The sequence below is a fragment of the Amycolatopsis orientalis DSM 43388 genome (genome assembly GCF_000411975.1).
GTDB lineage: Bacteria > Actinomycetota > Actinomycetes > Mycobacteriales > Pseudonocardiaceae > Amycolatopsis > Amycolatopsis orientalis_D.
This window is the reverse complement of record NZ_ASXG01000073.1, coordinates 35957-60176: the sequence shown is the minus strand read 5'-3', so window position 1 is coordinate 60176 and position 24220 is coordinate 35957. Positions and strand designations below refer to the sequence as shown.

The 24220-nt window shown below is 71.0% G+C and carries 23 protein-coding genes and 6 tRNA genes; 9 read left to right on the top strand and 20 right to left on the bottom strand.

The genetic code is table 11. The features are described from left to right. Positions 1–63 precede the first annotated feature (63 nt). Positions 64–480, top strand: coding sequence for a hypothetical protein (locus L942_RS13060; protein ID WP_037359534.1), 417 nt, complete (start codon positions 64–66; stop codon positions 478–480). A 46-nt stretch (positions 481–526) separates the two neighbouring features. Next, entirely contained in the window at positions 527–1327 is an 801-nt protein-coding gene (locus L942_RS13055; RefSeq protein WP_037359531.1) for a pentapeptide repeat-containing protein, read from the top strand. Here the strand turns inward: L942_RS13055 and L942_RS44880 are convergent, their stop codons facing one another. From L942_RS44880 to L942_RS44250, 7 genes are all read right to left on the bottom strand, one after another. After that, positions 1328–1495, bottom strand: a complete 168-nt coding sequence (locus tag L942_RS44880; protein WP_200862798.1) for a hypothetical protein — start codon at positions 1493–1495, stop codon at positions 1328–1330. Positions 1496–1739: 244 nt separating this feature from the next. After that, positions 1740–1811 (bottom strand) — tRNA-Arg (locus tag L942_RS13050). A gap of 5 nt (positions 1812–1816) precedes the next feature. Next, positions 1817–1890, bottom strand: a tRNA-Lys gene (locus tag L942_RS13045). Positions 1891–1899: 9 nt separating this feature from the next. Next, positions 1900–1974, bottom strand: a tRNA-Gln gene (locus L942_RS13040). Between the two features lie 213 nt (positions 1975–2187). Continuing rightward, positions 2188–2261: transfer RNA gene (locus tag L942_RS13030), tRNA-Arg, on the bottom strand. 35 nt (positions 2262–2296) lie between these two features. Continuing rightward, positions 2297–2369: transfer RNA gene (locus L942_RS13025), tRNA-Gly, on the bottom strand. Between the two features lie 25 nt (positions 2370–2394). After that, positions 2395–2479 (bottom strand) — tRNA-Tyr (locus tag L942_RS44250). Between the two features lie 526 nt (positions 2480–3005). Here L942_RS44250 and L942_RS13020 point away from each other — a divergent pair. Then, a complete protein-coding gene (locus L942_RS13020; protein ID WP_037359528.1) occupies positions 3006–3533 on the top strand; it encodes a CGNR zinc finger domain-containing protein in 528 nt (175 codons plus the stop codon). A gap of 4 nt (positions 3534–3537) precedes the next feature. Here L942_RS13020 and L942_RS13015 read toward each other — a convergent pair whose 3' ends face one another. Beyond that, positions 3538–4317: an SGNH/GDSL hydrolase family protein gene (locus tag L942_RS13015; protein WP_037359525.1), complete on the bottom strand. Its 780-nt coding sequence runs from the start codon at positions 4315–4317 to the stop codon at positions 3538–3540. A 29-nt stretch (positions 4318–4346) separates the two neighbouring features. Beyond that, positions 4347–4916 (bottom strand): TetR/AcrR family transcriptional regulator, encoded by a 570-nt coding sequence (locus L942_RS13010; RefSeq protein ID WP_037359522.1) that lies wholly within the window; start codon positions 4914–4916, stop codon positions 4347–4349. A 166-nt stretch (positions 4917–5082) separates the two neighbouring features. On the opposite strand from L942_RS13010, the gene L942_RS13005 reads away from it, so the two are divergent. Next, entirely contained in the window at positions 5083–6426 is a 1344-nt protein-coding gene (locus tag L942_RS13005; protein WP_037359519.1) for an MFS transporter, read from the top strand. A 61-nt stretch (positions 6427–6487) separates the two neighbouring features. On the opposite strand, the gene L942_RS13000 is transcribed toward L942_RS13005, so the two are convergent. The 6 genes from L942_RS13000 to L942_RS12975 all read right to left on the bottom strand — a co-directional run bounded on the left by L942_RS13000 (position 6488) and on the right by L942_RS12975 (position 11709). Continuing rightward, entirely contained in the window at positions 6488–7831 is a 1344-nt protein-coding gene (locus L942_RS13000; RefSeq protein WP_440201316.1) for an SPFH domain-containing protein, read from the bottom strand. 116 nt (positions 7832–7947) lie between these two features. Then, a complete protein-coding gene (locus L942_RS12995; protein ID WP_037359514.1) occupies positions 7948–8382 on the bottom strand; it encodes an NfeD family protein in 435 nt (144 codons plus the stop codon). A gap of 92 nt (positions 8383–8474) precedes the next feature. Beyond that, positions 8475–9281 (bottom strand): DUF3097 domain-containing protein, encoded by an 807-nt coding sequence (locus L942_RS12990; RefSeq protein ID WP_037359674.1) that lies wholly within the window; start codon positions 9279–9281, stop codon positions 8475–8477. Positions 9282–9425: 144 nt separating this feature from the next. Continuing rightward, a complete protein-coding gene (locus tag L942_RS12985; RefSeq protein WP_037359511.1) occupies positions 9426–10304 on the bottom strand; it encodes a phosphotransferase in 879 nt (292 codons plus the stop codon). Between the two features lie 11 nt (positions 10305–10315). Beyond that, the gene (locus L942_RS12980) at positions 10316–11125 is read right to left on the bottom strand and encodes an SCO1664 family protein (protein WP_037359508.1); all 810 of its coding nucleotides are present in this window, start codon (positions 11123–11125) and stop codon (positions 10316–10318) included. An 8-nt stretch (positions 11126–11133) separates the two neighbouring features. Next, the gene (locus L942_RS12975; RefSeq protein WP_037359506.1) at positions 11134–11709 is read right to left on the bottom strand and encodes a DUF3090 domain-containing protein; all 576 of its coding nucleotides are present in this window, start codon (positions 11707–11709) and stop codon (positions 11134–11136) included. A 130-nt stretch (positions 11710–11839) separates the two neighbouring features. Here L942_RS12975 and L942_RS12970 point away from each other — a divergent pair, with 130 nt between their 5' ends. From L942_RS12970 to L942_RS12950, 5 genes are all read left to right on the top strand, one after another. Beyond that, positions 11840–13771 (top strand): S9 family peptidase, encoded by a 1932-nt coding sequence (locus L942_RS12970; protein WP_037359503.1) that lies wholly within the window; start codon positions 11840–11842, stop codon positions 13769–13771. Continuing rightward, on the top strand, positions 13768–14667 hold the full coding sequence (locus L942_RS12965) for a S66 peptidase family protein (protein WP_037359501.1): 900 nt from the start codon (positions 13768–13770) through the stop codon (positions 14665–14667). The genes L942_RS12970 and L942_RS12965 overlap by 4 nt, the downstream gene beginning before the upstream one ends. 6 nt (positions 14668–14673) lie before the next feature. Next, positions 14674–15087 carry a TIGR03668 family PPOX class F420-dependent oxidoreductase gene (locus L942_RS12960; RefSeq protein WP_037359499.1) on the top strand — a complete coding sequence of 138 codons (414 nt, stop codon included), beginning with the start codon at positions 14674–14676 and terminating at the stop codon, positions 15085–15087. Positions 15088–15196: 109 nt separating this feature from the next. Continuing rightward, positions 15197–15913 carry a hypothetical protein gene (locus L942_RS12955; RefSeq protein WP_037359497.1) on the top strand — a complete coding sequence of 239 codons (717 nt, stop codon included), beginning with the start codon at positions 15197–15199 and terminating at the stop codon, positions 15911–15913. 251 nt (positions 15914–16164) lie between these two features. Next, complete coding sequence (locus L942_RS12950; protein WP_037359495.1) at positions 16165–16974, top strand: hypothetical protein; 810 nt, start codon at positions 16165–16167, stop codon at positions 16972–16974. 43 nt (positions 16975–17017) lie between these two features. Here the strand turns inward: L942_RS12950 and mptB are convergent, their stop codons facing one another. The 5 genes from mptB to L942_RS12925 form a co-directional block, all read right to left on the bottom strand. Next, positions 17018–18580, bottom strand: a complete 1563-nt coding sequence (mptB, locus tag L942_RS12945) for a polyprenol phosphomannose-dependent alpha 1,6 mannosyltransferase MptB (RefSeq protein ID WP_037359493.1) — start codon at positions 18578–18580, stop codon at positions 17018–17020. A 90-nt stretch (positions 18581–18670) separates the two neighbouring features. After that, positions 18671–20323: a nickel ABC transporter ATP-binding protein NikE gene (gene nikE, locus L942_RS12940; RefSeq protein ID WP_037359491.1), complete on the bottom strand. Its 1653-nt coding sequence runs from the start codon at positions 20321–20323 to the stop codon at positions 18671–18673. Further along, on the bottom strand, positions 20320–21240 hold the full coding sequence (locus L942_RS12935; protein ID WP_051165912.1) for an ABC transporter permease: 921 nt from the start codon (positions 21238–21240) through the stop codon (positions 20320–20322). The genes nikE and L942_RS12935 overlap by 4 nt, the downstream gene beginning before the upstream one ends. After that, positions 21237–22232: an ABC transporter permease gene (locus L942_RS12930; protein WP_440201315.1), complete on the bottom strand. Its 996-nt coding sequence runs from the start codon at positions 22230–22232 to the stop codon at positions 21237–21239. Before L942_RS12930 ends, L942_RS12935 begins: the two co-directional genes overlap by 4 nt. A gap of 39 nt (positions 22233–22271) precedes the next feature. Continuing rightward, positions 22272–24161, bottom strand: a complete 1890-nt coding sequence (locus tag L942_RS12925) for an ABC transporter substrate-binding protein (RefSeq protein WP_440201314.1) — start codon at positions 24159–24161, stop codon at positions 22272–22274. Positions 24162–24220: the final 59 nt, after the last annotated feature.

Below are 24220 nucleotides of genomic sequence, written 5' to 3'. Positions count from 1 at the left end.
GCCGACGATCACCCATGACAAACGGCACGGGCGGTTCCGGCGGGGCGATGCTGAAGTAGCCGCATGTTGCGCCTGAAGAAATCCGGTCGGACCAAGTACGAGATCACCAGCGACGGCCGCCCGCTCACCGTCATCGAAGGCCGGTCCGGAGGGCAGTTCCGGCTGGACGGCGGCAGCTACCTGATCCGCCGCCGGCTGCGCACCTACCGGCTGCTGACCGCCGACGGGTCGGTGCTCGCGAGCGCGCACCGACCGGGTACGCGCTCGTGGAGCGTAGAGACCGCCGGTTCGGTGCTGCGCTTCCGACGGACCGGCCGCCGCGACCACGATCAGGTCGACGAGGCCGGCAACACTCTCGGCACGGTCACCGCGGAGTCCGCCGACCTGCCCGGCGTCGAGCCGGAACTCCAGGTGTTCGTGCTCGCGGCGCTCGCGATGCGCTCACGCCGCCGACGCGTCGTGGTCGTCGCGGGCAGGTGAGCGGCGACTACCCTGGACGGGTTCGCCCGCCTGCGCTGGAGAGACCTTGCCCGACCGCCGTACCCTGACCGCCGACTGCACGAGTTGTTTCGCGCTCTGCTGCGTCGCGCTCACCTTCACCAAGTCCGCCGATTTCGCCATCGACAAGCGGGCGGGCGACCCGTGCCCGAACCTGCGGTCCGATTATCGCTGCGGCATCCACGATCGGCTGCGCCCCAAGGGATTCGCGGGCTGCACCGGGTACGACTGCTTCGGGGCCGGACAGCAGGTGTCCCAGGTGACGTTCGGCGGCCGGAGCTGGCGCGAGGCGCCGGAAACGCGCGACCGGATGTTCGCCGCGCTCCCGGTGATGCGGCACCTGCACGAACTGCTCTGGTACCTCACCGAAGCGCGCTCGCTGGCCGTGACCCGCGAGATCCACGCCGACCTGGACGCCGAGATCGCCGACCTCGAGCGGGTCACCGGCGAAGACGCGGACGCAGTGCTGGCCATCGACGTCGACGCGCGTCGAGCGCAGGTGAACCCGCTGCTGGCGCGCACCAGCGAACTGGTCCGAGCCGCGGTCGGACGCAAGAAGGACCGGCGCGGGGCCGATCTGATCGGCGCGAAACTGGCCGGAGCGGACCTGCGCGGCACGAACTTCCGCGGCGCCTACCTGATCGCCGCCAACCTGCGGGACGCGAACCTGCCCCGCGCTGACCTGATCGGCGCGGACCTGCGCGATGCCGACGTCCGCGGCGCCGACTTCACCGACAGCATTTTCCTCACCCAGTCCCAGGTCAACGCAGCCCGCGGCGACGCGGCGACCACACTGCCGCCGCGGCTGACCCGCCCGGACCACTGGTAGTCAGCGCGGCCGGGTGGACCCCACGACGACCCCGGCGAGCCGGGCGATCCAGCTGCCGCACACGCACCGCACGTAGTCGGCCCGGCTGTCCGCCGACGCGGGGACGATGGCGGAGGCGGGCAGTTCGGCCAGGGGCCAGCCACAACGGGGGCAACGGTTTTCTTCCATGACCGCCATCGTGCGGTAATGGTTCAGTGCAGTTCAACCCTTACGGATTGCCGCACAGCGGGGCGTCCGAGACCCGCCCGGGAGTCGAACCCGGAAGTCCACGGCTTTGCGGGCCGTGCCACGACCGTCGTGCAGCGGGCCGGTCGCGCGCCGTGGTGTCGAGCCACGTTGGCGGGGCTTATGAGGCTCCGCTGGTTGCCGAACCGCGCGCGGGGACACCGTCCGAAGCGGACGGAAGCCGTCGTGCCCCCGGCAGGAGTCGAACCTGCGTTCCCGGCTTCGGACGCCGGCGTCGTGTCCGTTGGACCACGGGGGCGGAAGTGGGCCGCCAGGGACTCGAACCCTGAACCCGCCGGGTAAAAGCCGGCTGCTCTGCGCGATTGAGCTAACGGCCCGCGGCGGGGTGGCTGCCCGTCGAGGGTTCGAACCTCGGTTTCCGCGTCCAGAGCGCGGCGTCCTGCCAGTTGGACGAACGGGCATCGGCCCCCGGTCCAGGATTCGAGCCTGGGCCCGCGGATCCCGAGTCCGCGATGCCGCCGGGCTGCCCCAGCCGCGAACGCGCGAGGAGCGTCGGATGCCCGCGGGTCGAACGCGGTGTCTCCTGTCCCGAACCAGGCGGGGCACCGGCGGCGCACGACGGCAGTCCGCGTCGTGCGCGGGAAAAGCCCGGCGCCCCCTCGGCGCCGGGCCCGTACCCCGACCAGGATTCGAACCTGGGACTTCCGCATTCGTAGTGCGGCGCTCTGTCCCGCTGAGCTACCGGGGTGTGCGTCCGAAGCCGCGAACGGGCGCCGGACCGCGAACGGCCGGAGGGCATCGAACCCTCTTCTTCGGTTTGGAAGACCGACGTGTCCGCCGAGTTCACCACGACCGCATGGCGCGCCCGTCCGCGGGCGCAGTGGTGAAGGAGGGAGTCGAACCCTCAATGCCCTCGCGGGCGCCCGGGTTACGGCCGGGTGGGGCTGCCGCCGCCCCGTCTTCACCATGCGGGTCCGGCGGCTCGCGCCTGCCGGACCCGGTGCTCGTCCTGGCCGCGGGTGAGGCGACGGGGACGAGCATTTCGGAAATGTCTTGCTCCGCTGTGCAGTTGTCAAAGAACCGCGCCCATCGGGAAATGGGCAGCAGGAAAATACCGGCGCGAAAAACAACCGCGGCGGGAATCAATGGAATTCGGAAGCCCGGACGAAAGAAGCCGCCCGGATCGGTTTCCCGACGGGCGGCTCCCCGGTGCGCGCAGCGACTGCTGCGTCAGGTCAGGGAGCGGACACCGCCCAGGATCCCGCCGTTGTGGCCGGTGTGCACTGGCGAAGCGGCGAACACTGCACAGCGCGGAACGCGGCCGGATAGCGGCCTCGCATCTCCCGCTTCCGCATGGTCGTCATGACCGCTCCTTCATCCGCTGTGGTGGAATCATCTTCACCCACGAAGAAGCGGCGCGTCAATCTTATTTTCCAGGAGAGTATTTCCGGGCGGCCTTTCCCGGGAAGCCGGATCGTGCTGTAATGGGCGAGTGCACTTCAACCCTTACGGCGGCGCGGGCGCGCAAGTAGCCGCCGACCTGGCGAGTCTCTCCCAGCGCGACGGCGTCACGGCCGCCGAGGTGCGGGCCGCGGGGCAGGCCCGGGACATGGTGCTGCCGCGCATCACCGCGGACGAGGCGGCGCGGGTTCTCGCCTGGGGGCGGCGGCTGCACGAGGTGTTCGTCGCGGAGACGACCGCCGAACGGATCGCTCTCCTGAACGAGCTGCTGGCCGTCGCCGCGTGCCGGCCGAACATCGCCAGCCACGACGGGAAAGCGCCGCATCTGCATTACTCCAGCGAAGGCGCGGGCGTCGTCGAGCGGTTCTACGCCTACACCGCGGGCGGGCTCGCGCATCTGGTGTGCGAGGAGCCGCACCGCCTCGGCGTCTGTGCGCGCGAAGGGTGCGGCGTCGCGTTCGTGGACACGTCGCGCAACGGACGGCGGCGGTTCTGCTCCACCCGCTGCGGCACGCGGGTCAACGTCGCCGACCATCGCGCGCGGCAGCTCGCGGGCTAGCCGGTCACTCGATCGCGTGCGCGGCTTCCCCGAACGAATGCAGCTCGGGGTACTTCGGCGCGATCGTGTCGCCGGACGATTCGCCGCGCAGGCGGCGGCCGATCCACGGCAGAGCGTGTTCCCGGCCCCAGCGGAGATTCGCGGCGCGCTGTTCCCGCGCGGACATGCGAGGGCGCGGACCCAGCGCGGCGTGCGCCACGCCGTGCTGCACGCCCAGCACGTCGAGGACGGCGATGGCGATTTCGGTGTGCCCGGCGGCATTGAGGTGCAGCCGGTCCGCGGACCACATGCGCCGGTCGCGCAGCTGACGCATCGACCACATGTCCACCAGCAGCGTCTCGTGCCGGGCCGCGATTCCGCGCACGTGCTCGTTGTAGATCGCGACCCGGCCGCGGATCTGCCGGAACAGCGCGTCCTCCACCCCGTCGACGCCGGTGAACAGCAGCACCTGCGCCCCGGCCGCGCGGAACCGGGCCACCGCGCGCTCGTAGGAGTCGGCGAGGCCGTCGATGTCGACCCGCGGCCGCATGAGGTCGTTGCCACCCGCGTAGACCGTGACCAGATCCGGTTTCATCGCCAGCGCCGGTTCGACCTGTTCGTTCAGCACCTGCGGCAGCAGCTTGCCGCGCACCGCCAGATTGGCGTACCGGAACCCCGGCTCCCCCGCGGCCAGCACCTCGGCGACCCGGTCGGCCCACCCGCGCACCCCGTTGCGCGCGGACGGATCGTCGTCCCCGACGCCTTCGGTGAACGAATCGCCAATACAGACTAAGCGGTTGGTCATTGCTTCAGTTTAGGCCCGGCGGCGCCGGCTCAGGCGCGGAGGCCGTCGAACAGGATCGCGATCGTGCGATCGCGCAGCTCCCGGTCGGATCCGACGTGCTCGGCCGCTTTCGCGGTGCCGATGATCACCGGGATCAGCTCGGTCGTGGTGAGGTCGCGCCGCACCGCGCCGCTGTCCTGGGCGCGGCGCAGCAGCACGCCGAGGGATTCGCGGAGCCGCTCCCCGATCACCGAACCCGTGCTGGGGACGCACACGCCGGCCGCGGTGAGCGCTTCGAAGTAGGCGTTCTTGGCGCTGGACATCTCGATCCAGCTGGTGAGGAAGGTGAAGAAGGCGGCTCCGGCGTCTTCGGCGTTCTGCGCGACGACAGCGTCCGCCTCGTCGACGAACCGGTGCAGGCGCGCGTAAAGGACGGCCTCCAGGAGCGCTTCTTTCGTGGGGAAGTGCCGGAATACCGTGCCGATGCCCACACCGGCCTCGCGCGCGACCTCCTCGGTCGGCGCGCCGGTGCCCTTCGCCGCGAAGACCGTCTCGGCGGCTTCGAGCACTTTCGCGCGGTTTCGCCGCGCGTCGGCGCGCAGCGGTTTGTCCTCCGTCACCGTTGCGATGGTAGTCGCGCGTCCTGGCCGCGCGGCGCCCGATCCAGGTCCGTGCGGTGCGGCGGAAGGTCGGAAACAACCCGTCCGGAGCAAGCGTCCGGAATCGTCAAACTTGTGCTGGTCGTTCACACTGTAGTGTGACGACCGTCACGAGAGGTGCACGACCATGACTCTAGGCGACAACGAAGTCACCCAGTCAGTTCAGGCGTCCTCCGGCGACCGCCGGGTGCAGGTACGCCGGGCGGCTCTGGCCGGTTCGATCGGAACCACCATCGAGTGGTACGACTTCTTCCTTTACAACACCGCCGCGGCGCTGGTCTTTCCCCATCTGTTCTTCCCCGCCTCGTCCTCCTACGCCGGGGTTATGCAGTCGTTCGCCACCTACGCGGTCGGCTTCGCGGCCCGCCCGATCGGCGCGGCGATCTTCGGTCATTGGGGCGACCGTCTCGGCCGCAAGGCGACGCTCATCGTGACGCTGCTGCTGATGGGCCTGTCCTCGGCGGTCGTCGGCCTGCTGCCCGGGGCGGCGACAATCGGCATCGCCGCCCCGCTGATCCTAGTGCTGCTGCGCTTGGTGCAGGGCATCGCGATCGGCGGCGAGTGGAGCGGATCGGTGCTGCTCGCGATGGAATGGGGCGACCAGCGACGGCGCGGGCTGCTGGCGAGTTTCGCGCAGGTCGGCGTACCGGTCGGGCTCGTGCTCGGCACCGGCGGGATGACGCTGCTGTCCGCGACGCTGTCGCCGGACGCGTTCTCCTCGTGGGGCTGGCGGATCCCGTTCCTGCTGAGCCTGGTTCTCGTGGCGATCGGTCTGGTGATCCGGCTGCGGATCCTGGAAACGCCGATGTTCGCCGCGGCGGTCGCGGCCAAGCGAACCTCGAAGGCGCCGGTGAAGGACGTCGTGCGGCGCCACTGGCGGGAAATCCTGCTGTCGGCCGGGTTGCGCTTCAGCGAGCAAATGCCGTTCTACCTGTTCACCAGCTACGTCCTCGTGTACGTCGTGCAGCGGCCGGGGTTCAGCAAAACGTTCGTGCTCAACGCGGTTCTGGTCGGCGCCGCTGCGGAACTGCTGCTGATCCCGCTGTTCTCCCAGTTCTCCGACCGCATCGGGCGCAAGCAGGTGTATCTGACCGGCGCGGTGCTGACCGGGGTGCTCGCGTTCCCGTACTTCACCGTGCTGACCCACAGCGGCCACGCGATGATCTTCCTGGCGATCATCGTCTCGCTCGTCGCGCACTCGATGCAGTACGGCCCGCAGGCGGCGCTGATCGGCGAGAGTTTCCCGACGCATCTGCGCTACGGCGGCGCGGGCTTGGGCTACCAGCTGGCGTCGGTCTTCGCCGGCGGTCCCGCTCCCCTGCTGGCGACCTGGTTGCTGCACACCACCGGCACGCCGTATTCGATCTCGATCTACATCGTCGCTTCGGTCGTGGTGACCGTGCTGTGCGTGCTCGCGCTGCCTGACCGTTCGAAGGCCAACATCGACGACGTCGGCGTGTACGCCCGCTGACCGCACGAAAACGGGGCTGCTACGCCGAAAACCGGCGTAGCAGCCCCGTGGTGTGAAGCGATCAGCGCTGCGGCGGAGGTCCGCCCTGCGGTCCGCCGAACGGGCCCTGCTGCGGGAACGGACCGCTTCCCGGTCCGGGTCCCTGCGGGCCGCCGAACTGCTGCGGCGGCGGTCCCTGGTACGGCCCGCCCTGCGGCGGCCCGGCCGGGGGCTGCGGCTGCGGCAACGACTGCTGCTGGGCAGGCGGCGGCGTGCTGGGCTGCGGCCGTTCCGGCGGCGCGGGCGGCTCTTCTTCCCGCACCGGCTCGGGGGTCTCCGGTTTCGCCGTCGCCCCGCCGATCGCCCGGCGGGACTCGCCGGTCGAAGCTCCGAGCGGTCCCTCGACCTCCTTGCGCGCCACGGCTTCCGCCGCGGCCACCGCTTCGGCGACCTTCGGGTCGCTGCTGGTGTCGAACCAGCTGGCGACCTCTTCGTCCTCGAGGTCGGGCTTGGCCGGGGTGTCGTCCTTCGGCGGCTCGTACCGGAACACGCCGTCGTCGCCGGGAGCGCCGAGCGCGCGGGCGAAGCCTTCGAGGGCCTTGCCGTAGTCGCTCGGGATCATCCAGACCTTGTTCGCGTCGCCCTGCGCCATCTGCGGCAGGGTCTGCAGGTACTGGTAGGCGAGGACTTCCGGCGTCGGGCGGCCGGCCTTGATCGCCGCGAACACCTTCTCGATCGCCTTCGCCTGGCCCTGCGCCTGCAGGTAGCGGGCGGCCCGTTCACCCTGTGCGCGCAGGATCCGCGACTGCCGTTCCGCCTCGGCGGCGAGGATCGCGGCCTGCTTCTGGCCTTCCGCGGCCAGGATCTGGCTCTGCTTCTGGCCTTCGGCCGTCTTGATCGACGATTCCCGCTGGCCTTCCGCGGTGAGGATCATCGCGCGCTTCTCCCGGTCGGCGCGCATCTGCTTCTCCATCGAGTCCTGAATGGAGGGCGGCGGCTCGATCGCCTTCAGCTCGACGCGGGCGACGCGGATGCCCCACCGGCCGGTGGCCTCGTCGAGCACGCCGCGCAGCTGGCTGTTGATGGCGTCGCGGGAGGTCAGCGTCTCTTCCAGGCTCATGCCGCCGACCACGTTGCGGAGCGTGGTGGTGGTGAGCTGCTCGACGCCGATGATGTAGTTGGAGATCTCGTACACCGCGGCGCGCGAGTCGGTGACCTGGAAGTACACGACGGTGTCGATGTTCACCGTCAGGTTGTCCTCGGTGATCACCGGCTGCGGCGGGAACGAGACGACCTGCTCGCGCAGGTCGATCCGCGCGCGCACCTTGTCCAGGAACGGGACGAGGAAGGTCAGGCCGGGCGAAGCGACCGTGCGGAACCGGCCGAGCCGCTCGATCACCGCCGACTGGGCCTGTGGCACCACCATGATCGCCTTGACCACGGTGATGATGACGAACAGAGCCAGCAGCGCGACCACGACGATCGCTATTGTCGACAAGAGCGTTTCCCCTTACCTAGTACCGTTTTTCCTCGGACGGCGCCTCACGAGACGATGTCCACCACGGCCGTGGCGCCGGAGATCTCGACGACCGTGACGCTGGTGCCCGGGGCGATCGGCGGCTGGGATTCGTGCACGGCGCGCGCCGACCACACCTCGCCGCCGATTTTGACCTGGCCGGCATCGTAGTCCACAGTGGACACCACGACGGCCCGGGCTCCGACCAGCGCGTCGACGCCGGTGGGGACGCCCGATCCGGCCAGGAAGCGGCGTTTGAGCGCCGGGCGGGCCAGGGCGAGCAGCCCGACCGAGCTGACCGCGAACACCGCGACGTCGAGATAGATGTTGCCGGTCAGCGCTTCCGAGCCGGCTCCGAGCAGCGCGCCGATCCCGAGCATGATCAGCACGAAGTCCCCGGAGATCACCTCCGCGATCATCAGGACGATGCCGACGATCAGCCAGATCAGAGCCGCTGCCATGCCCTCATGCTCTCAGATCGCGGTGGTTCGCACCGGGCAAACTACTCGACGTGACCGACGCGTGACCTTGGATTTTTCCGGCAAAACGGGCACTACGGAGCGTCGTCACCCGGTTCCGTCACGAAGTCGATGAGCCGTTCGACCGCGCCGATCAGCGGCGTTTCGAGATCGCGGAAGCTGCGCACCCCGGCGAGCACGCGCTGCCACCCCTCGTACGGTTCGCCCCAGCCGAGCGCGTCGCAGATGCCGGTCTTCCACTCGACGCCGCGCGGGATCTCCGGCCAGGCGCGGATGCCGACCGACGCCGGTTTCACCGCCTGCCAGACGTCGACGTACGGGTGGCCGGTGACCAGCACGTGCTCGTCGCGGATCTGCCCGACCAGGCGGGATTCCTTGCTGCCTTCGACGAGGTGGTCGACGAGCACGCCGAGGCGGCGGCCGGGTCCGGTTCCGAACTCGGCGATCCGGTCGGCCAGCACGTCGACGCCGTCGAGCGGTTCCACGACGACGCCCTCCACGCGCAGGTCGTGTCCCCAGACGCGTTCGACCAGTTCGGCGTCGTGCTTGCCCTCGACCCAGATCCGGGAGTCGCGCGCGACCCGGGCCTGCAGCCCGTGCACGCGCACCGAGCCGGACGCCGAGACCTGCCTCGCGGGGGCGGCGGCGTTCTTGACCGGCACGAGCGTGACCGGCTTGCCTTCCAGCAGGAACGCGGCGGGCGCGAGCGGGAACACCCGGTGGCGGCCCTTGGCGTCCTCGAGCACGACGAGTTCGCGTTCGATCTTCACCACCGCGCCGCAGTAGCCGCTGGCCGGGTCCTCGACCACGAGCCCGGGCTCGGCGGGGACCTCTGGGATCTTCCGCTTGCGGGGGCCGGAGAGCACGTCGTGATAGCGCACGGTCGGGCACGTTATCGGCGTGGCGGCGGGCAGTCCCGCCGCCACGCCGGGACGGGCGGATCCGCGTGGACGGCTGGCTCGCCTGCCGGGGCGCGTGCTGGCGGCGTTGGGGTCCTCGACGGCCGGTCCTGACCGCGGACTGGTTCAGCTGGCCATCCGCAGCACCGCGTCGGTGAACGGAGTCGGGCCGCCGCGGCGGAGCGGGCCCATCGCGACCAGTGGCGCGAGCGCGACGCACCAGGCGTGCACCCGGTCGCCGTCGAGGTGCGGCAGTTTGGCGATGCCGTCGTCCACGGCGGCGCCGGCGGCCATCGGCAGGACTGCCCAGTCGACCGCGTCGAAGGCCGGGTCTCCGACGCACGGCCGGGGGTCGATCGCGACCGCGCCGCGTTCCGGTCCGGCGTCGAGGACGTTGCCCGGGTGCAGGTCGCCGTGCACCAACGCGATCGGGCCGCTGGCCGCCAGCTTCTCGGACCGGGCCAGTCCGGTGCGCAGCGCGGCGACCGGCAGGTGCGCTTCGGTCGGGGACCCGGCGAGGCGTTGCTCGGCGAGGCCGAACATGAACCGGACGCGCTCGAGCTGCGTCGGGAACGGTCCGGCGGCCGGGACTCCGTGCACCTCGGCGAGCAGTTCGCCGATCTGGTTCCAGGGGACGTCGGCGCCGCGTCCGGTGAACGTGTCGCCGGGTTCGAGGCCTTCGAGCAGCACGGCGCCGTGGTCGAGGTCGGCGTCGAGGATCTGCACGACGCGCGAGAGCCCGGCCCAGGAGCCGAGCGCGGTGGCCTCCGCGGTCGCGATCGCGCGGTCCGGGCAGAGCTTGAGCACCTTCAGCACGCCGTCGCCGTCGCGGCAGAGCAGGGTGCGGCCGGTGTTGCCGGACCGGGCCTCGGACACGGTGAGGCCCCACTGGCGGCAGAGCCGGTCGACGAGCGCGGGCAGCGCGTCGCACCATGCCTGCGCCGCCGGGCCGAAGCGGTCGACGAGCCGGGCCCGGGCGGCCGGGTCCATCAGAGCGTTGTCCATGGGTTCCGCCATCAGAACAGCGGCCAGGGGATCGCGCGCCAGTCGTCGCCGGGCTCGGGGAACACCGCCTCGGCGAGCAGATAGTCGGTGCGCTGCGAGAGCGCCCGGATCTCGAAGCCGGTCAGGTGTTCGCCGAGTTCCGCGCCGAGGCGGCCGTCGAGGTCCGCGCGGAGCTTCCGCAGTTTCTCGACCGCCTCCTCGGGCAGTTCCTCGCCGATCCAGCCCCACAGCACGGTGCGCAGCTTCGGGTCGGTGTGCAGGCAGATGCCGTGGTCCACGCCGTAGACGCGGCCGTCGACGCCGGCCAGCAGGTGCCCGCCCTTGCGGTCGGTGTTGTTGACCACGATGTCGAGGACCGCCAGTTCGCGCAGGTCCGGGTGGTCGGCGTGGACGAGCACCGCCGGTTCGCCGAGCCGGTCGTGCGCGTGCAGCACGGTGCGCCAGCCTTCGGGGACCTCGTCCGGCGCGCAGACGTCGACCACTTCGGCGTCCTCGTCGGTCTCGACCCACAGCTGGACCATGCCCGGTCCGAACGGGCCGTCGCGCAGCACGGTCGGCGGGATCGCGCCGAGGCCGCAGGCGTCGGAGATCATCGCGGTCGCGACCTCGCGGCCGGCGAGGGTGCCGTCCGGGAAGTCCCACAGCGGCCGCTCCCCCGACACCGGCTTGTACACGACGCGGCCGGTGACGCCGTCGAGTTCGATCGCGCAGAACAGCGTCACGTTGGAGGCGTCGACCAGCCTGCCCTCGACGTCGAGCCGGCCGCGGGAGACGAAATCGCGGGCGGCGGGGTCGGCCGGCCCTGGCGCGGTGCTCGCCACGGCCGCCCTCAGTCCTCGGTCACGTCGACGTCGCGCCGGTACCCGTTCTGCCGCGGGCAGATGTGCCCGGCCGGGTCGAGCGGTTCGCCGCACAGCGGGCACGGCTTGCGGCCGGCGTTCACGACGCGGTCGGCGCGTTCGGCGAAGGCGCGGGCGGCGACCGGGGTGAGGAACACGCGGACCGCGTCCGGGCCCTCCTCGGTGTCGTCGAGCACGACGGTCTCGTCGATTTCGCCCTCGGTGATCGCGAGCAGTTCCACGACGACCGCGCCCGAGTCGGCGTCCCAGCCCAGCCCCATCGTGCCGACCCGGAACTCCTCCTCGACGGGCACCGTGAGCGGGTCCACGTCGACCTCGTCGTCGGGGGCGTGGGCGGGCACGTCGGCCCCGAACCGGCTGGCGACCTCCTCCAGGAGCGACCCGAGCCGCTCCGCGAGGACGACGACCTGCTGTTTTTCGATCGTGACGCTGATCGTCCGCACGTCCTCCGTCGCCTGGAGGTAGAAGGTGCGGTCGCCGGGCTCGCCGACCGTGCCGGCCACGAACCGGTCGGGCTTGCGGAAGACGTGGATTACGCGTGACATAGCATCTTCGACCCTAGGCCACGGCGCCATGATCGGCATCCGCCGCCCCGGGTACAGGGGAGTTCGCGCGCGTTTCCTGCGCGGTGCGTGCGGATCCGGACACGCAGCGGATCCTCGTTACGCTTTCCGGGTGCCTCGCATCTCTCCTCATGGAACCTGGACCTCTCCCGTCACCGCGGCCGACGCCGCGGCTGCCGGCGGCGGCGCGCAATGGCTCGCCGCGGTCGACGGCGCGCTCTGGTGGGCGGAGGCGCGGCCGGCCGAAGGCGGCCGGGTCGCGCTCGTGCGCGCGCTTCCCGACGGCGGCGTCGAGGACGTGCTGCCCGCGCCGTGGAACGTCCGGAACCGGGTGCACGAGTACGGCGGCCGGCCGTGGCTGGCGGTCGACGGCGTCGTGGTGTTCACGCACTGGGCCGACCAGCGGGTCTACGCCCTGAAGGACGGCGAGGTCACCGCTTTGACGCCGGAACCGGCTACGCCGCAAGGTGTCCGGTACGGCGACCTCCGGCCCGGCCGCGAGGGCGAGGTGTGGGCGGTGCGCGAGCGCAGCACCGGGCCGCGGCGCACGGACATCTCCCGCGAGCTGGTCGCGATCCCGCTGGACGGCTCCGCCGAACGAGTGCTTGCCGAGGGGCACCGGTTCTTCACCGCGCCGCAGCTGTCGCCGGACGGCGCGCACGCCGCGTGGCTCGCCTGGGACCACCCGGCGATGCCGTGGGACGGGACCGAGCTGTTCGTCGCGCCGGTGGCGGCCGACGGCTCGTTCGGGGAGGCGCGGGTGCTCGCGGGCGGGCCGGAGGTCGCGGTGTGCCAGGTGGCGTGGGAGACCGCGGACCGGCTGCTCGCGCTCGCCGACCCGGACGGCTGGTGGAACCTGCACCGGGTCGGGCTCGACGGTTCGGCCGTCAATCTCGCGCCGGTCGAGCGGGAGCTGGGCGGGCCGATGTGGAAGCTCGGCACGAGCTGGTTTGCTCCGCTGGGCGGCGGGAAACACGCGGTCCTCGACTCCGGCAAGCTGGCGGTTCTCGACGAGAGCGACGGTTCCGTCACGCGCGTCGACACCGAACTGACCGTGTGGTCGGCGAGCGGGCTGGTCCCGACGGCGGACGGGATCGCCGGGATCGCGGGCGGGCCCCGGCACGAGAGCGCGGTCGTGGTGCTGGACCCGGACACCGGGAAGTGGCGCGCCCTGACTCCGCAGCCGGCCTCGCTTCCGCCCGCGGAGTACCTGCCGATCCCGCAGGAGCGCGTGTTCACCGGGCCGGACGGCGCGGAGATCCCGGCGTACGTGTTCCCGCCGGCCAACCCGGACTTCGTCGCGCCGGAAGGCGAACTGCCGCCGTACGTGGTGCACGTCCACGGCGGGCCGACCGGGCACAGCGACGAATCGCTCGACCTGGACTTCGCGTACTTCACCAGCCGCGGCATCGGCGTCGTCGCGATCAACTACGGCGGCTCGACCGGGTACGGACGCGCGTTCCGCGAACGGCTGCGGGAGCAGTGGGGCGTGGTGGACGTGCGCGACTGCGCGGCGGTCGCCGAAGCACTGGTCGCGGAAGGGATCGCCGACCGCGCCCGGCTCGGCATCCGAGGCGGCAGCGCGGGCGGCTTCACCTCGGCCGCGTCGATCACGATGACCCGCACGTACGCGGCGGCGACGGTGAAGTTCCCGATCCTCGACTTCACCGGCTGGACCGGAGAGGGCGGCGAGACGCACGACTTCGAGTCGCAGTACCTGGTCAGCATGGTCGGCCCGTATCCGGAAGCCGCGGAGCGGTACCGGGAGCGCTCGCCGATGACGCACGTCGGGTCGTTGGCCGGTCCGGTGCTGTTCCTGCAGGGCCTGGAGGACGAGATCTGCCCGCCGGAGCAGGCGGACCGGTTCGTCGCCGAGATCGACGGAAGCGGGATCCCGCACGCGTATCTGCGGTTCGAGGGCGAGCAGCACGGGTTCCGGAAGGCGGAGACGATCGTCGCCGCGCTGGAGGCCGAACTTTCCTTCTACGGCCAGGTGTTCGGCTTCGAGACGCCGGACGTGCCGCGGCTGGAGCTGTCCCGATGAGGCCTGCCAGACTTTCCGCCGGGGACACGGTCGCGCTCGTCGCGCCGTCCGGTCCGGTGCCGCAGGATCTGCTCGACGCCGCGTTGCCGGTGCTGCGCGACTGGGGCGTGAAGGTGCGGATCGGCGCGGGGGTGCGCGCTTCGGCCGGGTCCTACCTGTCGGCGCCGGACAAGGCGCGGGCGGCGGAGTTCACCGAGGCGTGGCTGGACCCGGAGGTCCGGTGCGTGCTCGCGGCGCGCGGCGGCTACGGCGCGCAGCGGATGCTCGATCTGGTGGACTGGGCGGCGTTGCGGGCCGCCGGGCCCAAGGTGCTGGCCGGGTCGAGCGACGTGACCGCGCTGCACCGGGCCGTGCACACGCGGCTGGATCTCGCGACGCTGCTTTCGCCGATGCCGGCGAGCGTGCTGTTCGACGAGGCCGCGGCGGAACACTTGCGGCGGACGTTGTTCGAACCGGACCACACCCGGGTGCTGCGGGCCCGGGAGCCGGACGTGATGGTGCCCGGACGCGCGCTGGGCGTGCTGGTGGGCGGGAACCTGTCGCTGCTCGCCTCCGGGATCGGCACGGCCGAGCAGGGTTCCGCGCGCGGCGGGATCGTGCTGCTGGAGGACGTGACCGAGAGCCCGTACCGGATCGACCGGATGGTGACGCAGCTGCTGCGTTCGGGCTGGTTCGACGGCGTGCGCGGGATCGTGCTGGGGTCGTGGGCCGCGTGCGGCGACCCGGCGGAGGTCCGCGAACTGCTGGCGGAACGGTTGTCGCCGCTGGAGGTTCCGGTGCTGAGCGGGTTCGGCTTCGGGCACGTGGCGGGTTCGCCGACGCTGCCGCTCGGGGTTTCGGCCTCGCTGGACACCGAACTGGCCACGCTGACCCTCGACTCCCCCGCGCTGGACTGAGCCCGCATGCGACTGTCCACTGTGGAAACCCGGGCGCGCTTCGCCGCGGCGCGGGTGGCCCGGCTCGCCACAGTGGACAGTCACGGATCCCCGCACCTGGTGCCGGTGACGTTCGCGGTGCGCGACGACACGGTCGTCTTCGCGGTCGACCACAAACCGAAAACCACGACGTCGTTGCGGCGGCTGGCGAATATCGCGGAGAACCCGGCGGTGTCGTTCCTGGTCGACGAGTACGACGAGGACTGGTCGCGATTGTGGTGGGCCCGTGCGGACGGAGTGGCCCGGGTGGCCGCGGATGCCGCGCGAGAGCCGTATGTCGGGTGGTTGGCGGAAAAGTACCCGCAGTACGCGAAGCGGCCGCCGGAGCACGCGGTGGTCGTGACGGAGGTGCGGAAGTGGCGGGGCTGGGCGGGCTCGTAGGGCCGCGCGGCTTTCGACCAGCACTGACGGTGGCGAAAACGGCGCTACATCGGCGGGGTCGTAACGCGAGGCCCGGTACCGGCGATCTTCTCCCGAAATGGGGAGGATCATGCGCATTTCGCTTGCGGTGACCGGTCTTGTCCTGCTGGCAGCGGGCTGTGCGGCCGGGGTTCCCGCGCCTGCTCCGGCACCGAGTTCCGGTCCGCCGTCGAGTTCCGCTGTCTCCGCGACACCGCTGGTCGCGAAAGACCTCACGAAGTATCTGCCGAGCGAAGACGAGTTGACGAAGGCCGGTCTCAGCGGGGGCCGGGCTCGTCTGCCGTACGTCGTCGGCCCGAACACTCCGCTGCACATCGTGCGGGCTTGCGGCTCCGACCAGCCTTGGGATCCCGCCGCGCGGAACGGCGCACAGGCGTACTCCCTCAAGGACACGCTGTCGATCCGGCAACGGCTCGCCGAGTACCAGGGCTACACCGGCGAGCAGGTCGTCTCCGGCCTGGACAAGGCGCTCGCCTGCGGAAAATCGGTGTCCGAGGACCACGACCTGGCGATCGTGACCCGGTTTTCCACGCACGGCAAGGGGCTGCCCGAGGGCTCCGAGCTCACGGTGAAGACCCGCTTCTCGGTTCCCGGCACTGCCGACCCGCAACTCGGGTTCTGCGGGCAGTACGCCGAGGCCCACATGGTCAGCTGCGTCCTGGTCCTCGCCCGCGGCGACCGCGTCCTCGCGGTTACCACCAGCGACAGCCACATGAGCATGCCGAAACAGCAAGCCGAGGTGACGCGGCTGGCTCCCACCTTCCTCGCTGCGTTCGACCAGGGCTGACGGCGGCGAAGCGGCGCTGTGGCCCATTGAGTCATCGGGTCTGCGCTGATCGGCGATTCGGTGGCGGAATTCGGCGCGCATTTCGCGGGCATGCGCCCGGTTCCGACCTCACCGGTGCCGTGGCGCGAGCCTGCGGATGACGCTTGACCGGGTTCGGCAAGACTCTTACCTTTGACCTGCCAGACATCGGATGTACTGCGCCGCCGGCCGATGTGCCCCTTTCGTTCCCTGTTCGGAGAGGACACGCCCTGATGCCGGAATTCCCTGGTTTTTCGCGCCGGACGGCGCTGCGCACGATCGCCGGGTCGGCGCTCGCCGTCCCGTTCCTGACCGGTCCGCCGGCCCGATCCGCCACGGCCGCGAGCCCGTTGTGGCATCCCGATCCGGTGAAGGACGGGCTGAACGCGTTCGAGGGCGTCGAGGCCGATCGAGGCGGTCTGCACCCGGGCCGGAAGTACGTGGTGCCGGAGGGGAATCACTACCGGTTCAGCATCTGGCGCGACGACCGCGACACGACCGGCGGCGGGGATCGGCAGCGGACCGAGACGAAGGGCATGGTGCAGAACGGTTCCGTGCTGAAGATGCGCGACGGCGAGACGTGGACGCTGTCCTACGAGATGTTCATCCCGGCGAGCCTGCACGGGACGAACCGGTTCACGCACATCTTCCAGACGAAGACCCCGGCGACGAACGCCGGTCCGTGGGTGACGCTCGATCTGGTCCGCGACGGCGGCACCGAGCTGATTTCCGCGCGGGCGTACGCGAATCCGGGCTCGCCGTCGATCGCGGCGGCGAAGCTGGCTCCGTTGCGGGAGAAGTGGATCACGGCCGAGTGGACGCTCACTCCGGGTGACGCGGGCGCGGCGGCGTTCGTGCTCCGCAGCGGCGCCGGGGCGGGCGCGCCGATCGCCGCGCAGGGGCGCGAGACCGGGGTGAAGCTGCCGGATCAGGGCGACTACGTGCGGCCGAAGTGGGGCATCTACCGGTCGGTCGAGAGCGATCCGGCGGACATTCTCGACACGTACCTGCTGTTCCGGAATTACCGCGCGGACCGCGGGTAGCCGCGGAGAGCGGTGGTCCCGGCGCGGAACCGGGACCACCGCCTCAGGAGGACTTGGCGGGGGTTTCCGGGAGGAATTCCTCGTCCTTCGGCGTCTTCCGCCACGCGGCGACGAGGCCGAGCGGATCGGGGCGCAGCAGGGACGCGGCGGCGTAGAAGCTGACCACGACGACGATCGCGATGAACCACCAGTCGTAGAGCGCCTGCTCGCCGGTCGGGTAGTACACGAGCGTCACGAACACCGAGATCGCCACGATCGCCGACAGGTTGCGCCGTTCCCACGGGAACGCGGAGATCAGCACGAAGCCCCAGGTGAGGTACCACGGCAGGGTCGGCGGCATGAGGATCGCGACGGCCAGCAGCGTGATCGCGGCGCGGTACACGGCTTCCTTGCCGCCGCCGCGGGCGAGCCACCACTGGCGGACGCCGAACACGACGAGACCGACCATCGCGATGGCGCGGGCGACGGTGACGAACGGCGAGGGCTGGACGTTGGCGATGAGGTGGACGAGGTTGTAGACCGCCTCGCCGATGCCGCTGGGGAAGTTCAGCCAGTTGGTGATGAGCTGCGGGGCCTTGAGGCCGGACCACCAGCCGAGGTTGAGCGAGCCGAGCGAGACCCAGGTGCCGACGACGAACACCGGCAGGAACAGCGCGACCGACGCGGCCCCGGCCTTGAAGAAGTTCTTCGTCTTCGACGGCCCGGCCAGGTCGGCCGCCCACATCCACACCATGAACGGGAGCGCGACGGCGGCGGTCGGCTTGATCAGCATGCCGATGGTGACGAGGACGACCGCGACGACGTGCTTGCGCTCGAGCGCGGCGAGCATCCCGAGGGTGAGGAAGCCGAGCATCATCAGGTCGTTGTGCGGGCCGCCGAAGAGGTGGATGACCATCATCGGGCTGGCGACCGCGACCCACAGCGCGACCGGGAGCTTCCCGCCGAGGTGCTGGACGAGCCGGGGCAGCGCCCACAGCGTCATGCCGAGCCCGACGAGCAGCACGACCCGGGTGAGGATGACGCCGGCGATCATGTGGTCCTGGGTGATCGCGACGATGCCCTTGGAGATCAGCAGGAACAGCGGACCGTACGGGGCGGGCGTAGTCTGCCACAGCGGGTGCACGTTCTGCACGACGTTCGGCAGCACGGCCAGCTCGGCGGGGCCGTTGGCGTACGGGTCGAGCCCGTAGAGCAGCTGCGCGCCCTGGCCGAGGTAGGAGAAGACGTCGCGGGTGAACAGCGGCGGCGACACGAGCAGCGGCGCCATCCAGCACAGCGCGGCGATGAGGATCGGCTTGCTGCCGATGCGCCCGGCGAGCGCGTAGCGGCCGAGCCGGACCCACGCCCACACGACGAGCGCGAAGCCGGTGTAGAGCAGCGCGTTGGCGAGCGCGCGGCCGTGGCCGTAGCGGATCCAGGACAGCGGGCCGTGGCCGAGGACGGGGTCGCGGATGAGGATGCCGCCGGCGCCGAGCGCGGCGAGCATGAGAAGGGCGCTTCCGACCGTGCCCATCGCGATGGTGCGGTAGGGGAAGCGCGCGGGCGTCAGGAACTGCCGGCCGAGACTGCCGGCGTTCGGCTGCGCGTCGTCGATTGTAGTGGCCATTTCGATCCAGAAGATTACCGGGTGCAGTCGGCTGGCCCCGCACGGGCTCCGGGCGCGCTCCGTTCGGCGCGCGCCCGGACGGGACCGCCGTCAGCGGTCGGCCGGAGCCCGCTGCGCGGTGCCCCCGGGGAGCGCCGCGAGCAGCGACTTCGTGTACTCGTGCCGCGGGTCGAGCAGGACTTGTTCGACGGTACCGGTTTCCACGAGTTCGCCGCGGTACATCACCGCGACCCGGTCTGCGATGTTCCAGGCCAGTCCGAGGTCGTGGGTGATGACGAGCGCGGAGAGGCCGAGCTGGCGGCGCAGCCGGAGCAGCAGGGCGAGGATCTCGCCGCGCACCGAGGCGTCCAGCGACGCCACCGGTTCGTCGGCGAGCAGCAGCGACGGTTCGAGCGCCAGCGCTCCGGCGATGACGACGCGCTGGCGCTGGCCGCCGGACAGTTCGTGCGGCAGCCGGTCGAGGTATTTCTCCGGCGGGCGCAGTTCGGCGGCTTCGAGCGCGCGCAGCACGATGTCGCGTTCGCCGCGCAGGCCGTGGATCCGCGGGCCTTCGGCGACCGCCTCGTACACGGTGTGGGCCGGGTTCAGCGCGCTCGTCGGGTCCTGGAGCACGAGCTGCACTTCCCGCCGGTACGCGCGGAGCCCGGCCCCGGCCGAAGGCACCGGTTCGCCCGCGTAGCGGACCGTGCCGGAGTCGGGTTTCTGCAGGCCGAGCAGGGTGCGGGCGAGGGTGGTCTTGCCCGAGCCGGACTGGCCGACCAGCGCGACGATCTCGTCCCGGCGGACCTGGAGGCCGACTCCGTTGACGGCGTGGATCCGCTTGCCCTTGCGGTCACGGAACGTGACGTGCAGGTCCTCGGCGGCGAGCAGCGGCGCGGCGTCGGAGCTGGCGCGTTCCTCCGGTTCCGGGGGCAGCGGCGTGGCGGTGGCCGGGGCGTAGCGCGAGACCGGGTCGCCGACGGTCGGGAACGCGGCGGCGAGCGCTTTGCTGTGTTCGTGCCGCGGCGAGGACATCAGCTCGGCGCTGGGGCGTTCTTCGACGAGTTCGCCGTCGTACATCACCGCGATGCGTTCGCAGGTGGCGGCGAGGACGGACAGGTCGTGGCTGATCATGATCAGCCCGATGCCGCGTTCGGCGACCAGTTTCGACAGCACCGACAGCACCTGGGCCTGCACGATGACGTCGAGCGCCGTCGTCGGTTCGTCGGCGATGACCAGGCGCGGCTCGCAGGCCAGCGCCATCGCGATCATCACGCGCTGCTTCTGCCCGCCGGACAGCTCGTGCGGGTACGCGCTCGCCCGCGAGCGCGGCAGGTCGACCTGTTCGAGCAGTTCCGTGACGCGGGCCTGCACCTGCGCTTCGGACGGCGCCTTGCCTTCGGGCGCGTGCAGCCGGATCGGCTCGGCGATCTGCTCGCCGATGCGGCGGACCGGGTTGAGCGCGTGCATCGCGCCCTGGAACACCACGGACGCTTCGGCCCAGCGGACCGCGCGCAGCCGGCCCCAGCGCATGTCGTTGACGTTCTCGCCGTCGAGCAGGACCTCGCCGGTGATTTTCGCGCTGCGCGGCAGGAGCCGGAGCACGCTCATCGCGACGGTGGACTTGCCGGAGCCGGACTCCCCCGCGACGCCGAGCGTGCCGCCCGCGTCGAGGCGCAGGTCGACGCCGCGGACCGCGGGCACGTCGCCGCCGCCGGTGCGGTAGGTGACGCCGAGGTTTTTCAGTTCGAGCAGCGCGGTCACGAGTGCCGTCCTTTGAGCCGCGGGTTCAGCACGGTTTCCAGCCCGCGGCCGACGAGGGTGAACATCAGGACGACGGCCACGATCGCGATGCCCGGCGGGAGCAGGTTCCACCAGGCGCCGCGGGTGACCGCGCCGTTGTTGAGCGCGGTTTCGAGCATCCCGCCCCAGGAGATCGCGGTGGGGTCGCCGACGCCGAGGAACGACAGGGTGGCGTCGGCGATGACCGCGTTGCCGACCACGAGGGTGGTGTTGGCGAGCACGAGCGGGGCGACGCCGGGCAGCACGTGTTTGGCGATCACGTGCAGGTGGCCGCCGCCGAGCGCGCGGGCGCGTTCGATGTAGGGGCGGGACTCGATGGTGAGCGTCTGGGCGCGGACCAGGCGGGCGGTGCTGGGCCAGGCGGTGACGCCGATGGCGAGCACGATGGTCCAGATCCCGCGCGGCAGCACGGCCGACAGCGCGATCGCCAGCACCAGCGACGGCAGCACCAGGAAGAAATCGGTGAACCGCAGCAGGATCGCCGACACCCAGCCGCCGAAGTGCGCGGCGGTGATGCCGATCAGGGTGCCGATGAACACGCTGAGCACGGTCGCGCAGAACCCGACGAGCAGCGAGATCCGGGTGCCCCACAAGGTCATCAGCAGCACTGAGCGGCCGTCGATGTCGGTGCCGAGCCAGAACTGGCCGTCCGGCGGGCTGAGCGGTTTGCCGGTGACGCGGGTGACGTCGAGGCCGCTCGGGTCGCTGAGCACCGGCAGCAGCACGGCGAGCAGCACGGTGAGCGCGAGCAGGAAGAGCCCGGCGAGCGCGGCTTTCTGCGTCGCGAATTCGTGCCAGGTGCGGGCGATTCCGGCGCGGCGGCGGCGCCACGCGATCGCGCGGGCGCTTTCGGCGGCGGTGGCCGCGGGGGTTGTCATGCGGTACGCACCCTCGGGTCGAGCACGCGGTAGAGCAGCTCCGCGAACAGGTTCATCAGGACGACGGCACCGGCGAGGACGATGAAAACCCCTTGCAGCACCGGCAGGTCCGGGCCGTGCAGCGCGTCGTAGGTGAGCTGGCCGAGCCCGGGCCAGCTGAACACCGCTTCGACGGTGACCGCGCCGGCGACCACCATGCCGAACTGCATGAAGATCAGCGTCACCGTCGGCAGCAGCGCGTTCGGGACCGCGTGCCGGCGCCGGACGAGGTCGTCGCGCAGTCCTTTCGCGCGGGCGGTGGTGAGGTAGTCGGCGTTCATCTCCCCCAGCAGCGACGAGCGCATCACCAGCATGTACTGCGCGTAGAACACCGCGAGCAGCGTCAGGCACGGCAGGAACAGGTGGTGCAGCACGTCGAGGCTCTGGGCGAAGAACCCGGGCCCGGCGTCGGGCGAGTGCATGCCGCGGCTGGGGAACAGCCCGTTCGTCGCGACGAGCAGCAGCAGGCCGAGCCAGAACTGCGGGACCGACCAGAAGGTCAGCGCGACGCCGGTCTGCGCGCGGTCGAAGAAGCTGTCGCGCTTCCACGCCGCGCGGACGCCGAGCCACAGCCCGAGCGCGACGGCCAGGACGGTCGCGCTGCCGACGAGCAGCACGGTCGGCCACAGCCGTTCGCCGATCATGTCCAGCACCGGGCGGCGCTCGATGTAGGACTCGCCGAAGTCGCCGCGGAAGAGCCCGGCGAAGTAGTCGCCGAACTGCGCCAGGATCGGCTTGTCGAGGCCGAGCCGTTCGCGCAGTTCGGCGATCTGGCCGGGGTCGGTGGGGCGTTCGCGGGCCATGAACGCGACCGGGTCGCCGGGCAGCAGCCGGAAGAGGAAGAACCCGAGGACGATCACGAGGAACACGCTGGCCGCGGCTTCGGCGATCTTGGTCAGGACGAACCGGAGGGTCCCGGTGCCGCCTCGGTGCTCGTCGGGGTCGGCGAGCACCGAGGCCTGGTCGGGCGCGAGGGCTTGGCTCACGTTCTCCTACTCCCGGTCGTCGGCGGACTTGCCGCGGCGGGACAGCGCGACGCCGCCGCCCACGAGCACGACGAGCACCACCGCGCCGACGACGATCCACACGACCGGGCTGGAGCCGCTGTCCGACGAGGCGGCCGAGGCGTCGGCCGGGACCGCGCCGTAGACGCCCCAGTAGGCGGTCTGCTCGAGGATCGAGCCCTCCGGCTGCGGCTGCTTGCCGAACGACGAGAACTTGTCCGAGCGGTAGGCCTCGAGCGCGTTGTCGTAGTCGTAGACGACGTTCACCGCCTGGCTGTACAGCCGCGCCTGGGCCTGCTTCACGTAGCCGGCGCGGACGGCCGGGTCGGTTTCGGCGAGCTGCTTGGCGTAGAGCGCGTCGTACTGCGGGTCGCAGAAGAACGTGTCGGTGGTGGCGCCCTTGCCCTCGGCGTTCGGCCGCGCGGCGCAGGTGTGCAGGGCCAGCGAGTAGTCCGGGTCCGGGTTGTTCGCGTAGCCGGAGATCGCGAGGTCGTAGTTGCCCGCGTTGGTGCGGTCGTTCAGCTCGTCGTCGGAGACGAGTTCCTGTTTCACCGAGATGCCGATGTCGTGCAGCCAGCCGGTGAGGTATTGCGCGAGCCGCTGGTCGCCCGCGCGGTTCGCGTGCCCGGTGAGGCGCAGTTCCAGGCGCGCGCCGCCGGGCGCGGTGCGGATGCCGTCCTGGCCCTTCGGATAGCCGGCCGCGTCGAGCGCGGCGTTGGCCGCGGCGAGGTCGAACTTGCGGGCCTCCCCCGGAGCCGGATCCCAGTGGTAGGCCGAGTAGATCGGCGGGATGACGCCGCCGCCGGGCTGGGCGTAGCCGCCGGCGACCTTGTCCACGATCGTCTTGATGTCGATCGACTGCGCGATCGCCTGGCGCACCCGGATGTCCTTGAGCACCGGGTTGCCGTTGCCGATCGGCTTGTTCTCGGAGTTCTCGACGCCGAAGTTGAGGTTGAGCGCGTTGTAGCGGCGGCCGGGGGCCTTGTTCAGCTCGATGTTCGGCTGGCCCTTGAGCGCGTCGAACTGCGTCGGGGTGAGCCGGTTGATCACGTCGACCTCGCCCTGCTTGAGGGCGTTCACCGCGGCCTCGACGTCCTTGAACACCAGCAGCTGCAGCTCGTCGACCTTGGGCGCGCCGCGCCAGTAGTTCTTGTTGGCCTTGAATTTGACGTACTCGTTCTGCTTGTACTCGGTGATCTGGAACGGCCCGTCGTCGACGCCGACGACCGGGATCGTGTCGGTCTTCGGGTCGTTGAGGTCCTTGATCCGCGACCACACGTGCTCGGGCACGATCGGGACGTCGAGCAGGGTCATCGACGACTGCACGGTCTTGGTCTTGATCACCAGCGTGCGGTCGTCCGGCGCGTTCACCGACTCGAAGCTCGCGACGTAGTTGCCGTTCGCGGTGCGCGCGGTGGAGTCGGTGAGCATCCGGTTGAAGGTGAACGCGGCGTCCTTGGCGGTGACCGGCTGCCCGTCGGACCACTTCGCGCCCTGGCGGATCTTGAACGTCCAGGTCAGCTTGTCCGGCGACGTCGACCACGATTCGGCGAGCGCGGGCGCGGCCTCGGCCTTGTCCTGCGACGGGATCGTCAGGAACTCGTAGATGAACCGGCCGACCTGGGTCGACGCGGCGAGCCCGGCGGTGAACGGGTTCAAGTGGTCGATACCAGTGGTCAGCGCCACCCGCAGCACCTTCGGCTGCCCCTGCGGTTGTGCCGCCTGTGCCGCTCCGGTGCCTGCCAACGGCAGAATCGCCAGCGTTCCTGCCGTCAGGACACCGAAAACGCGGCGCAGCGCGTGCCGCCTGTGCTTATTTCGCACTTGAGAACCACCCCATCGTCCATCCCCGACCCCAGAGACGAAAAGTAACCACATACGGCGGGAAGCGCGCAATATGTGACAGCACCGGTGCGTGTCCGATCGTTATGGTCGCG

What these genes read in the sequence shown, in the direction of transcription:
- L942_RS44880 (WP_200862798.1), bottom strand. Translation starts at nt 1,495, where the DNA reads ATGGAAGAAAACCGTTGCCCCCGTTGTGGCTGGCCCCTGGCCGAACTG.
- L942_RS12985 (WP_037359511.1), bottom strand. Translation starts at nt 10,304, where the DNA reads ATGGACAACGCTCTGATGGACCCGGCCGCCCGGGCCCGGCTCGTCGAC.
- L942_RS12925 (WP_440201314.1), bottom strand. Translation starts at nt 24,161, where the DNA reads ATGTGGTTACTTTTCGTCTCTGGGGTCGGGGATGGACGATGGGGTGGT.
- L942_RS13060 (WP_037359534.1), top strand. Translation starts at nt 64, where the DNA reads ATGTTGCGCCTGAAGAAATCCGGTCGGACCAAGTACGAGATCACCAGC.
- L942_RS12955 (WP_037359497.1), top strand. Translation starts at nt 15,197, where the DNA reads ATGCGCATTTCGCTTGCGGTGACCGGTCTTGTCCTGCTGGCAGCGGGC.
- L942_RS13000 (WP_440201316.1), bottom strand. Translation starts at nt 7,831, where the DNA reads ATGGTGGTGCCACAGGCCCAGTCGGCGGTGATCGAGCGGCTCGGCCGG.
- L942_RS13015 (WP_037359525.1), bottom strand. Translation starts at nt 4,317, where the DNA reads ATGACCAACCGCTTAGTCTGTATTGGCGATTCGTTCACCGAAGGCGTC.
- L942_RS12935 (WP_051165912.1), bottom strand. Translation starts at nt 21,240, where the DNA reads ATGACAACCCCCGCGGCCACCGCCGCCGAAAGCGCCCGCGCGATCGCG.
- L942_RS13005 (WP_037359519.1), top strand. Translation starts at nt 5,083, where the DNA reads ATGACTCTAGGCGACAACGAAGTCACCCAGTCAGTTCAGGCGTCCTCC.
- L942_RS12950 (WP_037359495.1), top strand. Translation starts at nt 16,165, where the DNA reads ATGCCGGAATTCCCTGGTTTTTCGCGCCGGACGGCGCTGCGCACGATC.
- L942_RS12965 (WP_037359501.1), top strand. Translation starts at nt 13,768, where the DNA reads ATGAGGCCTGCCAGACTTTCCGCCGGGGACACGGTCGCGCTCGTCGCG.
- mptB (WP_037359493.1), bottom strand. Translation starts at nt 18,580, where the DNA reads ATGGCCACTACAATCGACGACGCGCAGCCGAACGCCGGCAGTCTCGGC.
- L942_RS12995 (WP_037359514.1), bottom strand. Translation starts at nt 8,382, where the DNA reads ATGGCAGCGGCTCTGATCTGGCTGATCGTCGGCATCGTCCTGATGATC.
- L942_RS12975 (WP_037359506.1), bottom strand. Translation starts at nt 11,709, where the DNA reads ATGTCACGCGTAATCCACGTCTTCCGCAAGCCCGACCGGTTCGTGGCC.
- L942_RS12960 (WP_037359499.1), top strand. Translation starts at nt 14,674, where the DNA reads ATGCGACTGTCCACTGTGGAAACCCGGGCGCGCTTCGCCGCGGCGCGG.